At 59.6% G+C, this 15,515-nt stretch carries 13 protein-coding genes; 5 read left to right on the top strand and 8 right to left on the bottom strand.

Features of this window, described 5'->3' with window-relative positions; all coding sequences use genetic code 11:
* Genes GOW31_RS14865 through GOW31_RS14840 form a run of 6 tightly spaced genes read right to left on the bottom strand, consistent with a single transcriptional unit; the run spans position 1 to position 6,567 of the window.
* A complete protein-coding gene (locus GOW31_RS14865) occupies positions 1-933 on the bottom strand; it encodes a glyoxylate/hydroxypyruvate reductase A (RefSeq protein WP_171171082.1) in 933 nt (310 codons plus the stop codon).
* Between the two features lie 15 nt (positions 934-948).
* A complete protein-coding gene (gene rodA, locus GOW31_RS14860) occupies positions 949-2,088 on the bottom strand; it encodes a rod shape-determining protein RodA (RefSeq protein ID WP_171171080.1) in 1,140 nt (379 codons plus the stop codon).
* Positions 2,085-4,034: a penicillin-binding protein 2 gene (mrdA, locus tag GOW31_RS14855; protein ID WP_171119658.1), complete on the bottom strand. Its 1,950-nt coding sequence runs from the start codon at positions 4,032-4,034 to the stop codon at positions 2,085-2,087. The genes rodA and mrdA overlap by 4 nt, the downstream gene beginning before the upstream one ends.
* On the bottom strand, positions 4,031-4,567 hold the full coding sequence (locus tag GOW31_RS14850; protein WP_171171078.1) for a rod shape-determining protein MreD: 537 nt from the start codon (positions 4,565-4,567) through the stop codon (positions 4,031-4,033). The genes mrdA and GOW31_RS14850 overlap by 4 nt, the downstream gene beginning before the upstream one ends.
* A complete protein-coding gene (mreC, locus tag GOW31_RS14845; RefSeq protein ID WP_170346418.1) occupies positions 4,560-5,462 on the bottom strand; it encodes a rod shape-determining protein MreC in 903 nt (300 codons plus the stop codon). The genes GOW31_RS14850 and mreC overlap by 8 nt, the downstream gene beginning before the upstream one ends.
* Before the next feature lie 58 nt (positions 5,463-5,520).
* Positions 5,521-6,567, bottom strand: coding sequence for a rod shape-determining protein (locus GOW31_RS14840; RefSeq protein ID WP_039523195.1), 1,047 nt, complete (start codon positions 6,565-6,567; stop codon positions 5,521-5,523).
* Positions 6,568-6,722: 155 nt separating this feature from the next.
* Between GOW31_RS14840 and GOW31_RS14835 the strand changes: the two genes are divergently transcribed.
* Entirely contained in the window at positions 6,723-7,508 is a 786-nt protein-coding gene (locus tag GOW31_RS14835) for a 23S rRNA (adenine(2030)-N(6))-methyltransferase RlmJ (protein WP_171171076.1), read from the top strand.
* Positions 7,509-7,686: 178 nt separating this feature from the next.
* Here GOW31_RS14835 and GOW31_RS14830 read toward each other — a convergent pair whose 3' ends face one another.
* A complete protein-coding gene (locus GOW31_RS14830; RefSeq protein ID WP_171119655.1) occupies positions 7,687-9,255 on the bottom strand; it encodes a 2-isopropylmalate synthase in 1,569 nt (522 codons plus the stop codon).
* Between the two features lie 288 nt (positions 9,256-9,543).
* Between GOW31_RS14830 and GOW31_RS14825 the strand changes: the two genes are divergently transcribed.
* Positions 9,544-10,209, top strand: coding sequence for an SDR family NAD(P)-dependent oxidoreductase (locus GOW31_RS14825; RefSeq protein ID WP_171171074.1), 666 nt, complete (start codon positions 9,544-9,546; stop codon positions 10,207-10,209).
* 4 nt (positions 10,210-10,213) lie between these two features.
* Here the strand turns inward: GOW31_RS14825 and GOW31_RS14820 are convergent, their stop codons facing one another.
* Positions 10,214-11,695, bottom strand: a complete 1,482-nt coding sequence (locus GOW31_RS14820; protein ID WP_171171072.1) for a 2-isopropylmalate synthase — start codon at positions 11,693-11,695, stop codon at positions 10,214-10,216.
* A gap of 153 nt (positions 11,696-11,848) precedes the next feature.
* Here GOW31_RS14820 and GOW31_RS14815 point away from each other — a divergent pair, with 153 nt between their 5' ends.
* The 3 genes from GOW31_RS14815 to GOW31_RS14805 all read left to right on the top strand — a co-directional run bounded on the left by GOW31_RS14815 (position 11,849) and on the right by GOW31_RS14805 (position 15,513).
* Positions 11,849-13,507 (top strand): NAD+ synthase, encoded by a 1,659-nt coding sequence (locus tag GOW31_RS14815; protein WP_171171070.1) that lies wholly within the window; start codon positions 11,849-11,851, stop codon positions 13,505-13,507.
* A gap of 311 nt (positions 13,508-13,818) precedes the next feature.
* The gene (locus tag GOW31_RS14810) at positions 13,819-14,043 is read left to right on the top strand and encodes a hypothetical protein (RefSeq protein WP_254441730.1); all 225 of its coding nucleotides are present in this window, start codon (positions 13,819-13,821) and stop codon (positions 14,041-14,043) included.
* Between the two features lie 138 nt (positions 14,044-14,181).
* Positions 14,182-15,513, top strand: coding sequence for an FAD-binding oxidoreductase (locus GOW31_RS14805; RefSeq protein WP_171171066.1), 1,332 nt, complete (start codon positions 14,182-14,184; stop codon positions 15,511-15,513).
* Positions 15,514-15,515: the final 2 nt, after the last annotated feature.

The following is a 15,515-nucleotide window of genomic DNA, read 5'->3' as shown; positions in this document are numbered from 1 at the left end:
TCAGTAGCCCAAAGCGCGATCCACCAGGTGCACGTAGGGCACTCCGGCTTCGCCACGCCGGATGTTTTCGCAAATGACCTGCGCGGCTGTGACCGGGCGGGTCTCGGACGCGATATGAGGGGTCACCGTCACGTTCGGATGTGCCCAATACGGATGATCGGGGGGCAGGGGCTCGACCCGGAACACATCCAGCGTCGCGTGACCGACCTGACCCGCGTTCAAGGCATCCAGCAGCGCATCGTCATCGATCAGAGGTCCGCGACCCGGGTTGATGATCCGCGCGCCCTTGGGCAGCAGGGCCAGCGTTTCAGCATTCAACGCGTTTTCGGTGGCAGCGGTGTCAGGCAGCAGCAGAACCAGTATCTCGGCCTGGGAAAGCGCGTCACGTAGACCGTCAGGACCATGCAGGCAATTTACGCCGGGGATGTCCTTGGCGGTGCGGCTCCAGCCTGTGACCGTGAAATTCAGCGAGGCCAGGGCGCGGGCCGCGGCTTCGCCCAACGCGCCGAGGCCCAGAATGCACACTTTGCGCTCTTGCGCCAAAGGTGGGGCATCCGGGGCCCAGACGCCATCCTGGATGGTGATGTGGCGATCCATTCCCAGATGATAGCGCAGCACATGGCCCACCACCCATTCGGTCATACCCTGCGTCAGCCCGTGATCCACCATTCGCGCCAAGGGGATGGTCAGCGTGTCATTGTCCGCGATCTTTTCAACCCCGGCCCAGAGGCTCAGAACCGCCTTCAGGCGTGTAAAGGGCGAAAAATCCAGTAACCCGCCATTCGGAGCGTAGACAACGTAATCGACCTGATCCGGGTTAAATTCCGTACCGAGCCGCGCCTCAACGCCGGCTTCCGCAAGGTATCGAGTGAGCAGCGGTTCATACACGGGCCACAGGGCAGGGCGCGCGGAAAACAGAACGTTTACGGGCATCGGGGGCCTTTCAGATCAGCGGGGACGATGGATATGAGCGCTTTGGACGATGCCGAACGCGGCCATCAGCACCAGCATGGCCGATCCGCCATAGCTGACCATTGGCAGAGGGACGCCCACAACCGGTGCCATGCCCATCACCATCGACATGTTGACGGCAAAGAACAAGAAGAAGTTCAGCGCGATGCCCAGAGTAACCAGTGACGAGAACCGATCCTTGGTGGCCAATGCGGTCGCCGTGCAGAACACAAGGATCAGGGCGTAGAGAATCAAGAGCGTGATGCCTCCGACGAATCCGAACTCCTCTGCGAGGGTGGTGAAGATGAAATCGGTGTGTTTCTCGGGCAGGAAGTTCAGCCGGGATTGCGTACCCTGCATGAAACCGCGCCCGTTCCAGCCGCCGGAACCAAGGGCGATCTTGGATTGCGTGATGTGATACCCGGCACCCAAAGGATCGGTAGAAGGGTCAAGAAACGTGTCGATCCGGCGGAACTGATAATCCTTGAGCAACTGCCAGTCGGTCCCACGACTGTTGAACACGGCGGCGATCAGGCCCACGACGGCGGCAATGACGGCTGCAAAGTAAGCCCAGTGGACACCCGCAAGAAACATCAGCCCGCCACCGGCAGCCAACAGCAGGATCGACGTGCCGAGATCCGGCTGCTTCAGAACCAGCAGCGTGGGCAGGACAATCAGAGCCACGGGAATAAAGACCCAAAGAGGGCGAGACGTCTTGTGCGATGGCAGCCAGTCGTAGTACGCCGCCAGAACCATGACCAGGGCCACCTTCATGACTTCTGAGGGTTGCAGGCGCATGAATCCAAGGTCGATCCAACGCTGCGCGCCCATGCCGATGGTGCCGAACAATTCCACGAATACCAGCAACGCAACCGACCCGAGATAGGCCAGCACGGACATGTTGCGCCAGAACCAGATCGGAACCAAAGCAATGATGAACATCGCGATCAGGCCAAGCCCGAACCGCTCCATCTGCGGTTCTGCCCAGGGTGTCCACGACCCGCCTGCAACCGAATACAGCATCAGGAACCCTGCGCTGGCCGTGCTGATCAGCAACAGGGTCAGCGGCCAGTTCATGTACAGGAATTTCCGAAACCCCGACGGCGTGGATTTCACGGCATATTCAAGATAGCTCATGCGCGGTCCTTTCCATCGGGACGCGCTTTGGGGCGACGGTCGCCCTCGAGCCGTTTTTGCTGTTCCTTGATGCGCTCGCGGTCGGCTACCGGATATGCTTCAAGCGGCGGAGTACCGTTGTAGAGCGCCTGAAGCATGATATCGCGGGCGACCGGTGCCGCCGCCTTGGACCCGCCGCCGCCATGTTCAACGACCACGGCAACCGCGTATTTCGGATTGTCATAGGGCGCGAAGCAGACGAACAAGGCGTGGTCGCGACGTTCCCATGGGAGGTCTTCGTTGCGGATAACGCCGGCGGCACGCTCGGCCTTGGTGATGTTGCGGACCTGGCTGGTGCCGGTTTTGCCGGCCATGCGGAACTCGTCTGCGATGATGCGACTGCGATAGGCCGTCCCCCGCCGATCATTCGAGACCGAGTACATGGCCTTGCGCACCTGTTCCAGATTGTAGGCGTTGATGTCCAGCGGTTCCCCTGCGCCCGAAGGCTGCTCGACACCGTCGATCGATCGTACAAGGCGCGGTGTCACCGATCGGCCGGTGGCTATACGAGCCGTCATGACGGCCAGTTGAAGCGGTGATGCCAGCATGAACCCTTGCCCGATGGACGCGTTGGCCGTGTCGCCCACCAGCCAATCCTGACCGTGTGTCCGCTGCTTCCATTCCTGATTGGGGGCAAGTCCAGCGGCAACCGCCGACATCGGAATATCGTGCTTGACGCCCAGCCCCAATGTACGGGCCATTTCGGATATCTTGTCGATCCCGACCCGCAAAGCCACGTCGTAGTAATAGACGTCGCAGCTGCGTTTAAGCGACAGGTTCAGATCGACCGTACCATGCCCACCGCGCTTCCAGCAGTGGAACCTGCGGCTGCCGACCTTCAGATGTCCGGGGCAATACACTGTGTTTCCAGGGCCTATTACGCCGGCCTCCAGCGCGGCCAATGCGGTGACCATCTTGAACGTCGACCCCGGAGGATAAGTGCCTTGTACGGACTTGTTGGCCAGAGGGCGATACTTGTCCCCCGTCAATGCCCGATAATCAGCGACCGAGATACCGCGCACAAACAGATTAGGATCGAAACTGGGTGTAGAGCTGACAGCGCGCAGGTCCCCGGTTTCGCAATCCAGAACAATTGCAGCCGCGCTTTCACCTGCCAGCCGCGCTTGCGCATATTGTTGCAGGTCGGCATCGATCGCCAATTGCAAGTCCGCACCCGGCTGACCTTCCTGCCGGTCCAGCTCGCGCATGACGCGCCCTGTGGCATTGACTTCGACACGCTTTGCGCCGGCTTTGCCACGCAAGGCAATTTCCTGCTTGGCTTCCAACCCGACCTTGCCAATCTGAAACCTGGGAATTCGCAAAACCGGCTCGGGGTCTTCGAGTTTGCTGAGATCGTAGTCGCTGACCGGGCCGACATAGCCGACGATATGGGCGAAATCCTCATAGCGTGGGTATTGCCGTGTCAGGCCGACCTCGGGCGTCACACCCGGAAGGGCCGGGGCATTGACTGCGACTTTCGAGATGTCTTCCCAAGTGACCTGATCCGCCAGAGTGACCGGCAGGAACGGCGCTGATCGGCGCATTTCGGTCCGGGCGCGTTCGATCTCATCGTCGTTCAGCGGGATGAGTTCCGACAATTTGGCAATCACCTTGTCGACGTCGCCTGCGTCTTCACGCACGATGACGATGCGATAGGATGGTGAGTTCTGACCGATGATCTGACCATTGCGGTCATAGATACGTCCACGGGTTGGCGGGATCAGTCGAATGTTGATGCGGTTTTCTTCGGCCAGCAGGCGGTATTCGTCGGCCTGATCCACCTGCATGAAACGCATCCGTGCGGCCAGCCCGCCGATAAAAGCCGCCTGCAAACCGCCCAGCAGCAGCGCCCGGCGTGGCAGGCGTTTATAGGCAAGGCCCTGCGACTTGGGTTTGCGTTGTTTCATGCTCCGCCCCCTACCGCTCCGGCATCCGCAGCAGACAGGCGGTGGACGCCAAATACGCTTTGGCTCAACAGCACGATGATCGGGTAGAAGGCGATTGTCAGCACAAGTTGAATCACGACTGGCCACAAAGCGGCCTGCTGCACCGACAAGATCGACAGAACTACTCGGTTCATCAAAAACACTATGGCAATCACCACACCGACAGACATCCATTCACCGACAAATCCGGTGTCCTTCATACCCGGAGCGGCAGAGCGCAGATAGGCTGTGCCAAACACCACCAGCGCGGCCAGAAGGCCCGGCGGGCGTTGCAGCAACAGATCGGCCATCAGCATGACAAACGCGACCAACAGGGTGGGCACATAATCGGGGCGCCGCAATACCCAGGCAAAGGTCAGCGCAATCAATACATCAGGAAAAGGCCAGCGATCCGGTTGCGCATCAAGCGGCAGCAAATGCAGAAACAGCACGACAAAGGCCAGCGCAACGTAAAGGCCGCGCATTGCCCAGTTGTATGAGGCGGGCCTATCCATCGCTGACCTCATCCGGTACAAGCGCAGTTTCGGGCCGAGTTGGCCCGACGATCCCACCCGGATCCTGAATTGGCGGGGGCGAATGGAAGCGCAGAACGCGAAGAAACTCGAGCCGTTCAAAATCCGCTGAAAGGCGAACGCGCAAACGGCCGCCCGGATCCGCGGCGATCTGGCCGATCAAAAGGCCTGCCGGAAAAACGCCACCGTCGCCGGATGTGATCACCCGATCACCGGGGCGGACCAGCTCTCGGTTTTCCAGGAACTCGACCACAGGGGCCGGAGTATTGTCTCCTTTGATCAACGCGGTCTGGCCAGAAGGCTGAATCGTTGCCGGAATGGCGCTGGTGGCGTCCGTCACCAGGATCACCCGAGCCGTATCTGGTCCGACGCCGGAAATTCGGCCAACCAGCCCGATTCCATCCATCGTGGCCCAGCCATCAACGATCCCGTCGCGTTCCCCCACATTCAACAGGACGGACTGCCGAAAGGGTGATCCGCTGTCGGCCATCACAACACCCGTGATGTATGTCAGGCGCGGGTCGAGGCGGACATTGTTCAGATCCAACAGCCGCGCATTTTCCTGCTCCAATTGCAGTGCGGCCTCTTTCCAGGCACGCATCAGGCGCAGTTCGCTGCGCAGCTCGCGGTTCTGCTCGCTCAGACGCTGGTAGCTTTGGAAATCGCGCACAAGGTTCACAGCGGCGGTCACGGGCACCATGGCCCAATCCATCGACGGTACGACCGCGTCCACCACCTGCGCGCGGAACCGCTCGACGCGGGGGCTGTCGATCCGCCAGACCAGAAAGATGCCCAGCAAGCACAGAATGACGATCCCCAGCAACAAGCGGCGCAGAGGGGTCGTGTAGTCATCGCGCTGTGATCGGTCTTTTGCCACAGGTTACCTTCCCGTGCTGCTCGTGCCGAATTCAGACTGCCCCTAAAAGGTGCGCGCCTCAGCTTTCGTAGTCAATCGCGTGGCGCAGCTGTTTTTCGTATTCTAGCGCCTTGCCGGTGCCCAAAGCCACACAATTCAGGCTTTCGTCCGCGATGGACACGGCCAGGCCAGTCTGTTCGCGCAGGGCCAGATCCAGATCACCCAGCAATGCACCACCGCCTGTCAGCATGACGCCGCGATCCACGATATCGGCGGCCAGATCGGGCGGAGTGGTTTCCAGCGCAGTCATCACCGCTTCGCAGATCTGCTGGACGGGTTCCGACAGCGCCTCGGCGACCTGGGCCTGGCTGATCTCGATTTCCTTGGGTACGCCGTTCAACAGGTCACGACCCCGAATATGCATCGACTGGCCGCGTCCATCATCAGGCATCCGCGCCGTGCCGATGGTGGTCTTGATCCGCTCGGCGGTGGATTCACCGACCAGCAGGTTCTGCTGGCGACGCAGGTACGAGATGATGGCTTCATCCATGCGGTCGCCACCCACGCGGACCGAGCGGGCATAGACGATGTCGCCCAGCGACAGAACCGCCACTTCGGTTGTACCACCACCGATGTCGACGACCATGTTGCCGGTCGGGTCGGTGATCGGCATGCCCGCGCCGATGGCGGCGGCGATCGGTTCGGCGATCAGGCCGGCGCGGCGGGCACCAGCGGACAGAACCGACTGACGGATCGCTCGCTTTTCAACGGGTGTCGCACCGTGAGGTACGCAGACGATGATCTTGGGCTTCGAGAAAGTCGAACGCTTGTGAACCTTGCGGATGAAGTGCTTGATCATTTCTTCGGCTGTATCGAAGTCAGCAATCACACCTTCGCGCATGGGGCGGATGGCTTCGATCGAACCGGGCGTCCGGCCCAGCATCAGCTTGGCATCTTCGCCGACAGCCAGAACTTTCTTCACGCCGTCCTTGACGTGATAGGCTACGACCGAAGGCTCAGACAGGATGACACCGCGCCCCTTGACGTAAACCAGCGTGTTCGCCGTTCCAAGGTCGATGGCCATGTCCGCTGTGAACAGGCCGCCCAGATTGCCAAAGATCCCCATGTTTCCCCTGATCCTGTATGTCGGTTTTTCTACTGCCCGCGACTCGACGGTTCCGGGACGGATGACTTATAGGGTGCCATCACGCCCGGTAAAAGGGCTGATTCCGCGACAATCAGCACCTTTCCGCCTTATTGAATGGGACTTTAGAAGGCAAAATGCTCTCTTATCAACACATTTACCACGCCGGGAATCTGGCTGATGTCCAAAAGCACGCATTGCTGGCCTGGGCGCTGAATTATTTGACGCAGAAGGACAAGCCGCTCAGCTATGTCGAAACGCATTCTGGACGGGGGCTGTACCAGTTGGACGCGGACGAATCCATGCGGACGGGCGAGGCGGCGGCGGGAATCGAGCGCGCGAAACGAGAAGGGTGGTTCGGCCCCGGACATCCGATGGCGCGGGTTCTGAAAAACATACAGGCCCGGCACGGCGACGCGGCCTATCCGGGATCGCCGATGATTGCAGCACATCTGTTGAGGGATCAGGACAGTCTGCATTTTGCCGAGCTGCACCCCCAGGAACATGCCGCGCTGTCTTTGGCAATGTCACCGTTCGGGGCGAAGGTGTATCGGCAGGACGGGTTTGAACTGGTGCAATCCCTGATGCCTCCGACGCCGCGAAGGGGGCTTTTGCTGATTGACCCAAGCTATGAGATGAAGACCGATTACGATCGACTGCCCGGAGTGATTGCCAAACTGCACCGGAAATGGAATGTCGGGGTGATCGCGCTGTGGTACCCGGTTCTGACGGACAAACGCCACGCCCGGATGATCGCGACGCTTGAAGCGCAAAACTTCCCCAAGGCCATTTGTCATGAGGTGACATTTCCACCGGTGCGCGAAGGGCATCGGATGGTGGGATCAGGGATGTTCATTCTGAACGCACCATTCGGCATCGAGGAAGAAACGACACGCCTGTCGCAGCTATTTGCAAGCCTCTGAGGTCAGCCACCAGAAATGCAACCGATACTCCTGCCCTGTTTGCCTGCATCAGAGATGCCGTCAAGCATGTTGGGCCCGGCAGCGCGCCGCAGGCGCGCTGCCGGGCCCAAAGCTGCAAGGGTGCTCGGCGCAGCCGGGCAACCGCAGGTGCGGGAGCCCCTCACCGCGCCACTTTGGATCAGGTCAGGTCTTTGTAGCTGATTTCGCGGGCATCCGCGCCCGGGCCGGTCTTTTCCCGGCGCACGATCAGGCGGTTCAGCGCGTGGATATAGGCTTTGGCCGAAGCCACGACGGTATCCGTGTTCGCCGACTGACCCGTGGCGATCATGCCATCTTCTTCCAGCCTGACCGAAACCGTGGCCTGCGCATCGGTGCCTTCGGTCACCGCATGAACCTGATACAGCTGCAAACGGGCCGTGTTGGGGTGAATCGCACGGATTGCCTTGAAGGTCGCGTCTACCGGCCCGTCGCCATGTTCAGTTGCGATGACGTCCTTGCCGTCGACTTCCAGCTCGACCGTCGATTCCGCCTGCCCGCCGGTGCCGCAGGTGACTTTCATCGACACCAATTGCAGATAGTCGTCCGCCTCGTCCAACGTCATCAGCGCAATGAGATCGTCGTCGAACACTTCTTTCTTGCGGTCCGCCAGATCCTTGAACCGCACGAAGATGTCTTTGAGTTGATTGTCGCCAACTTCAAAGCCCAGCGTTTCCAGTTTGTCGCGCAGAGCCGCGCGGCCCGAGTGCTTGCCCAGAGGCAGGGATGTGCCCGACAGGCCGATATCCTCGGGGCGCATGATCTCGAAATTGTCGCGGTTCTTGAGCATGCCGTCCTGATGGATGCCGCTTTCGTGGGCAAACGCGTTCTTGCCGACGATGGCCTTGTTGAACTGAACGTTGAAGCCCGACACCGTAGCGACCCGGCGCGAGATATGCATGATCTTGGTCGTGTCGATCCCGGTGTGGAAGGGCATGATGTCATTGCGCGTGCGCATAGCCATTACGACCTCTTCCAGGGCGGTGTTGCCGGCGCGTTCGCCCAGGCCGTTTATGGTGCATTCGATCTGGCGTGCGCCACCGATGACCGCCGCCAGCGAATTCGCTGTCGCCATGCCGAGGTCGTTGTGACAATGGGTGGCGAAGATCACCTCATCTGCGCCCGGAACCGTTTCGATCAGGCGTTTGATCAGGTCAGCGGATTCCAGAGGCGCAGTATATCCCACGGTGTCGGGGATGTTGATGGTGGTTGCCCCGGCCTTGATCGCGATTTCGATGACGCGGCACAGGTAATCCCACTCGGTCCGGGTCGCGTCCATCGGCGACCACTGCACGTTTTCGCACAGGTTGCGCGCGTGGCTGACCGTTTCGTGAATTTTGTCAGCCATCTCGTCCTGTGTCAGGTTCGGAATGGCGCGGTGCAGCGGAGAGGTGCCGATGAATGTGTGAATGCGGTTCTGTTCCGCGTGTTTGACCGCCTCCCAGCAGCGGTCGATATCGGCGAAATTGGCGCGGGCCAGACCGCAGATGCGGCTGTTTTTCGATCGTTGTGCGATCTCGGACACCGCTTTGAAGTCACCTTCGGATGCGATCGGAAAACCCGCTTCGATGATGTCGACGCCCATGTCATCCAACAGTTCGGCAATCTCGAGCTTTTCGTCATGGGTCATGGTCGCGCCGGGGCTCTGCTCGCCGTCGCGCAAAGTGGTATCAAAGATCAAGACGCGGTCTTGGTCGGTCACGTTGGTCATGGGAATCTCTTTCTTGTCTGTCCTAAAGCCTGTTGGCGCGCTGGCGTCCTCCTCTGAGCGGGCGCGCCGGATGGCACGCTCAGAGGCGGATTAGGATCAGTAGGCCACGCAGAACCGCGCCGTGAGGGGCGGCTTTGGCAAAAGGGATATCTGCGCAGTTGATCATGGGTTTGAGGTTATACAGACGCCGCCGGGAATGAAAAGAACCAATTTTCGACAAGTTGCGGTGTACGGGGTTGGAAATTCCCGTCCCTTGATTGATCCGTCCATGCCGCTAGCTGGTCGCAGATGGATACTGCTTTGATCATTGGTGCGTCCGGCGGGATTGGTGCGGCCGTACGCGAGCAATTGGAGGCACAGGGCGTTGCGGTGACGTGCCTCTCGCGCTCTGTCGAGGGGTTCGATCTGATGGAGCCAGATCGAGCAAGCCGGATGCTTGATCGCCTATCGGGCCCGTTCGATCTTGTTCTCGTCGCTTCCGGGGCGCTGGAAATTTCAGGCAATGCGCCCGAAAAGACCATTCGATCTGTTTCGGCAAGGGCAATGATGGACCAGTTTGCTCTGAATGCCGTTGGTCCGGCGTTGGTGCTAAGCCGGGCCCATCAGTTGTTGCCGCGACATCGGCGTTCCGTATTTGCTGTATTGTCCGCGCGGGTCGGGTCCATTGGCGACAATCGGATGGGCGGCTGGATCAGCTACCGCGCGGCCAAGGCCGCGGTCAATCAAATCGTCCATACTTCGGCAATTGAATTGGCCCGGACCCATAAACAGGCGATATGTGTTGCGCTGCATCCCGGCACGGTCAAGACAGAGTTTACTCGGAAATATCTGGGACGGCATCCTGCCGTTGAACCCGGTGAAGCCGCGCGCAACCTGATGTCCGTGATCGGCGGGTTGCGCCCGGCGGATACCGGTGGGTTCTTTGACTGGGCCGGAAAACCAGTTCCCTGGTGAGCGATCATTCGCCAGACGGATCTGGCTGTGCCGTCTCTGAGTCCGGGTCTGTCTGCTGTGCCGGAGCGTCTACGCCGCCCTGCTGGTCCTGGGTTTGATTTGGCAAAACACCGTTTTCCCAGATACCGGTTTCTTCTTGCCCGTTGGCATAGCGCATGGTTCCGCTGCCCTGCCTTTTGTTGTCGACAAAGTTGCCCTCATAGACGTCGCCGTTCGAATAGGTCGCTATGCCTTCGCCGTTGATTTTGCCTTCGGACCAGTCGCCGACATACTTGAACCCGGCAGGGGTCACGATTTCTCCTTTGCCGTGGCGCTTACCGTTCACGAAATCCCCGGTGTATACCGTGCCGTCAGAGTAGGTCGCCTTGCCTTTTCCCTGACGAACCCCGTTGACCCAGTCTCCGTCATAGATCGAACCGTCCGCGCGGGTCATCACACCCTTGCCGTGGCTTTGCGCGTTTTTGAACTGGCCCTTGTAGATCATGCCGGTGGCATAGGTCGCCGTACCCTGGCCTTCGATGACGCCGGCGATCCACTCACCCTCGTAAGTGGAGCCGTCGGGATAGGTGATGCGGCCGTTTCCTTCCGCCAGATCGGCCACGAAATCGCCCACGTAATCCGAACCGTCGGGATAGGTCAGCTCACCCAGGCCTTCTATCTGACCCTGGTTCCAGTCGCCGGTGTACACAAAACCATCGGTTCCGGTGAACGTGCCTGTGCCATGGCGGCGATCATCGACAAAGTCGCCCTCATAGACGTCCCCTGACGCGTGAGTTACTTTGCCTTTGCCCTGACGGCGCCCCTGCACAAGCTCGCCTTCATAAACATCGCCATTGGCATAGGTCAGGCGACCTGTCCCGGTGATCTGGTCCTGCGTCCATTCGCCTTCGTATACCATTCCGTCAGGCATTGTCTGGGTGCCCGTGCCATCGCGCAAGCCGGCGTTGACATCGCCTTCGTAAGCGCTGCCATCGACATAGGTGATCGTGGCCTTGCCTTGCCGCTGACCGTCCACCCAGTCGCCATCGTAGACATATCCGTCGGGAAAGGTCAGTTTGCCCTTGCCGTGCCGTTGTGCGTTCCTGAACTCACCCTCATATCGCGAGCCATTGGCAAATTCAGCGACGCCCGTGCCGTTGATGGATCCGTTGGACCATTCTCCATCATAGCTGCTGCCATTGGCGTAAACGATCTTGCCGCGCCCTTCCGGCTGACCTTTGACGAACGCGCCTTCATAAACCGATCCATCCGGGTACTTGGTGACGCCCTGGCCCTGAATTTCGCCTTCCATCCACTGGCCGGTGTATTCGAACCCGTTGGGCAGCCGATACGTACCCGTCCCGTGGCGCAGGCCATTCTCATAAGTGCCCTCGTAGACGCCGCCCACTTCGTCATCCTTGACGATAATCGTGCCGTCCTGTGCAAAAGCGGTCGCAGCTGCCAGGCTCATGGCCACAGCCCCAATTGAGTTTCGGATCACGTTCATTTTGGTCCTGCCTGCCGGATCATCGTTGGTTGCATCCCTGGGCGCAAAACTAGGGTACCGTCGCGGGCAGGGCAACGGGTTTTGCCGCATTGGCCTTTTACTCGCGCGATGATCTGCTAAATGGCAATAGGACTGACGAGGCAAGAGGGCAGCATGGCCGACCGTTTCCGCATCACTCTGGCGCAACTGAACCCGACCTTAGGGGATATCGACGGCAATGCGGCCAAGGTCGTTGCCGCGTGGGAACAGGGCAAGGCGGCGGGGGCCGATCTGGTGGCGTTCCCCGAGATGTTCATCACCGGATACAACACGCAGGATCTGGTGCTGAAGCCGGTATTTCATCGCGCGGCCATGGATGCGGTCGAGTCTCTGGCGGCGAAATGCGCCGATGGGCCCGCGATTGCCCTGGGTGGTCCGTGGGTCGATGATGGCAAGTTGTACAATGCCTATCTGATCCTAAAGCGGGGGCGGATCACCAGCAAGGTTCTGAAGCACCACCTGCCGAATGAGACTGTTTTCGACGAAGTGCGCCTGTATGATGCGGGTCCTCTGGGCGGTCCGTATTCGGTTGGCAACTTCCGGATCGGCAGCCCCATCTGCGAGGATGGCTGGCACCCGGATGTGGCGGAAACGCTTGAGGAAACCGGGGCCGAGTTTCTGCTGATCCCCAATGGGTCGCCCTATTTCCGGAACAAATACGATGTACGTCTGAACCATATGGTCGCGCGCGTGGTCGAAACGGGCTTGCCGCTGATCTACCTGAACATGGTAGGCGGGCAGGACGATCAGGTTTTTGACGGCGCAAGCTTCGGTCTCAACCCGGGCGGAGAGCTGGCCTTCCGGATGCCGGTATTCGACGAAGTGGTTTCTCAGGTGGAACTTGAGCGCGGCGATGATGGCTGGCGCATTGTGCCGGCAGAAATCGTGCCCCAGCCGGATGTGTGGGAGCAGGATTATCGCGCGATGGTGCAATCCCTGCGGGACTATATGGGCAAGACCGGTTTCAAAAAGGCAGTTCTGGGACTGTCCGGAGGGATCGATTCCGCGTTGGTGGCGACCATCGCGGTGGATGCCATCGGGGCCGACAATGTTCGCTGCGTGATGTTGCCGTCGGAATATACCAGCCAAGCGTCATTGGACGATGCCGAAACCGTCGCCAAGGCGCTGGGTGTGCACTATGACCATGTGCCGATTTCGGAAAGCCGGGCTGCCGTCACCAACACGCTCGCTCCGCTATTTGCGGGGTTGGACGAAGGCTTGACCGAGGAGAACATTCAGTCGCGCCTGCGCGGGCTTTTGCTGATGGCGATCTCGAACAAATTCGGCGAAATGCTGTTGACCACCGGCAACAAGTCCGAGGTCGCGGTGGGCTATGCCACGATCTATGGCGACATGAATGGCGGCTACAACCCGATCAAGGATCTGTACAAGACCCGCGTGTTCGAAACCTGCCGCTGGCGCAACGCCAACCATCGAGACTGGATGATGGGGCCTGACAGAGAGGTCATTCGCCCCTCCGTGATCGACAAACCCCCCAGCGCCGAACTGCGCGAAGATCAGAAGGACAGTGACAGTCTGCCAGACTATCCCGTGCTGGACGCGATACTTGACATTCTGGTCGATCAGGATGGCTCCATCGCGGATTGCGTCGCCGCCGGATTTGACGAGGCGGACGCGCGAAAGGTCGAGCACCTGATCTATATCAGCGAGTACAAACGGTTCCAGTCCGCTCCGGGCACGCGCTTGAGCAAGCGGGCATTCTGGCTGGACCGGCGGTACCCGATCGTAAATCGCTGGCGTGATCGTCGCTGAAATCGAAGCCAGCTCTGCAAGATCGGAAACAGTGACGTTTCCTTTACGCGCTTTGTTCCCAGATCGGGGTTATTGCCTGTTAAATGGGGCAAAAAGGCCACCCCAGACTTGTTTGGATGACATTTTTCTGACACATTTTTGCTTGGAAGTTGCCCAATGTGGGGCGGATGCGACGTATTGTTTGTTGAAGTTGCAAAGCTGATTTTGGTGAACGCGACGTATCCGGGGTTGGATGTCTGAGTGAATGGTTTGGTGTTAAAATGTACGAGGATTATGAAAGATCGCTTCATGCGCCTTTGAAATGGCGTACGATGGAATCTCCGCCGCAAGAATTGGATGAAGAAAAGCTGGATGCAGCAATTGCCGATTTGTTGAATGAGCAGCGGCAGTCGGAAGATCAGAGAGTGGCGATGTTGCGGCCAGAGTTTCCGCAATTGCTGCCGCAGGAAGATGTGTCTGCGCAAGCGGCGCTGAAAGAAAAACGGTTGTCTGCGATCTTGCGCCAGAAATGGGCGGAACTGTCCGGCGTAGCGTAACCTTCGGCCCCGCACTCATAGCCTCAGGCGTCTGGGTCACAGATGCCAAAATTCGCGTGGTCGCGGTGACGGTTTGTATTGCCTATGCTTTGCCTCTTGGTCTCCATAGCGGTCCAAGCGACAGAGTAAGGCCTATCGATGACCGCGCCCAAACCGACTCCTGTAGAACCTGATCTTGCCCTGCCCAAAACCGTTGATGTCGTGGTCATCGGCGGCGGAATCATCGGCGTTTCAACCGCGTTGGAACTGGCAGAGAGGGGCGCTTCGGTTCTTGTGTGCGAAAAAGGGCAGATTGCAGCCGAACAAAGTTCACGCAATTGGGGTTGGGTCCGTCTTGGGATGCGGGACCCAAGAGAGATACCCCTGATGCAGGAATCGTTGCGCATCTGGCAGACGCTCGATGACCGGCTGGACCGCAAGACAGGTTACACCCGATCCGGTATCCTTTTTGGCGCATCCGGCAGGCGGGATACCGGCAACATGGAACGTTGGCTGCACCATGTCGAAGGAATGCAGACCGGCGCGCGGATGGTTTCTGGCGGTGAGTTGGCAGACCTTTTGCACGGCAACCAATCGGGCTTTGAAACCGCTTTGTACATGCCGCAGGACGGTCGTGCCGAACCTCAATGGACAGCCCCCGCCATCGCCGAAGCCGCGCGGGCTCGGGGCGCAGTGATCATGACGAATTGCGCCGTGCGCAGTGTGGACATTCAGGCTGGACGTATCGCTGGTGTTTTCACCGAGCGCGGCAAAGTTGCCAGCGGCCGCGTCGTTCTGGCCGGGGGTGCGTGGTCGCGCCTGTTTGCAGGCAATGCGGGGATCGAACTGCCGCAGCTGAAGGTTCTGAATACGGTCCTACGCACATCCCCCATCGCAGAGGGGCCCGAGACGTCGTTGTGGTCGGATGATTTTGCGATCCGAAAGCGGGCCGATGGCGGTTACACGATTGCGTCCGGTCATGAGAATACCGTGGACATCGTGCCGGACAGCTTTCGATTGGCGATGCAGTTTCTGCCGGCTTTTGTGCAGGAGTGGAAATCTCTGCGCTTTCGCCTGTCCAAACGCTGGACGATCGAAGCACAACAGGACCGGAGATGGCTGCCAACCGATGTGACGCCGTTCGAAAAGTGCCGGATCCTAGACCCTGAGCCGTCTCAAAAAACGTTGCGACGCGCCTGGGCCAGTGCATGCAAGGGATACCCCGCTGTGCAAACAGGCGAGATCGTACAAAGCTGGGCAGGTATGATCGATGTGACGCCGGATGCGATTCCCGTCATCTCGGGCGTGGATGATCTGCCGGGAATGTACATTGCCACGGGGTTTTCAGGCCATGGCTTTGGAATCGGCCCCGGGGCGGGGCGGCTGGTGGCTGATCTGGTTGCCGAAACAACGGCTTGCGTGGACCCGGCCGCCTTTCGCTTGTCGCGGTTCAGTGACGGTTCAAAAGTGCGGCCGGATCCGGGGTACTGAAC

Source organism: Ruegeria sp. HKCCA0370 (genome assembly GCF_013033705.1).
Lineage (GTDB): Bacteria > Pseudomonadota > Alphaproteobacteria > Rhodobacterales > Rhodobacteraceae > Ruegeria.
This window is presented reverse-complemented; position numbering and strand designations above follow the sequence as displayed.

Coding starts and splice junctions, on each gene's coding strand:
- GOW31_RS14865 (WP_171171082.1), bottom strand. CDS start 933: ATGCCCGTAAACGTTCTGTTTTCCGCGCGCCCTGCCCTGTGGCCCGTG.
- rodA (WP_171171080.1), bottom strand. CDS start 2,088: ATGAGCTATCTTGAATATGCCGTGAAATCCACGCCGTCGGGGTTTCGG.
- mrdA (WP_171119658.1), bottom strand. CDS start 4,034: ATGAAACAACGCAAACCCAAGTCGCAGGGCCTTGCCTATAAACGCCTG.
- GOW31_RS14850 (WP_171171078.1), bottom strand. CDS start 4,567: ATGGATAGGCCCGCCTCATACAACTGGGCAATGCGCGGCCTTTACGTT.
- GOW31_RS14840 (WP_039523195.1), bottom strand. CDS start 6,567: ATGGGGATCTTTGGCAATCTGGGCGGCCTGTTCACAGCGGACATGGCC.
- GOW31_RS14835 (WP_171171076.1), top strand. CDS start 6,723: ATGCTCTCTTATCAACACATTTACCACGCCGGGAATCTGGCTGATGTC.
- GOW31_RS14830 (WP_171119655.1), bottom strand. CDS start 9,255: ATGACCAACGTGACCGACCAAGACCGCGTCTTGATCTTTGATACCACT.
- GOW31_RS14825 (WP_171171074.1), top strand. CDS start 9,544: ATGGATACTGCTTTGATCATTGGTGCGTCCGGCGGGATTGGTGCGGCC.
- GOW31_RS14820 (WP_171171072.1), bottom strand. CDS start 11,695: ATGAACGTGATCCGAAACTCAATTGGGGCTGTGGCCATGAGCCTGGCA.
- GOW31_RS14815 (WP_171171070.1), top strand. CDS start 11,849: ATGGCCGACCGTTTCCGCATCACTCTGGCGCAACTGAACCCGACCTTA.
- GOW31_RS14810 (WP_254441730.1), top strand. CDS start 13,819: ATGGAATCTCCGCCGCAAGAATTGGATGAAGAAAAGCTGGATGCAGCA.
- GOW31_RS14805 (WP_171171066.1), top strand. CDS start 14,182: ATGACCGCGCCCAAACCGACTCCTGTAGAACCTGATCTTGCCCTGCCC.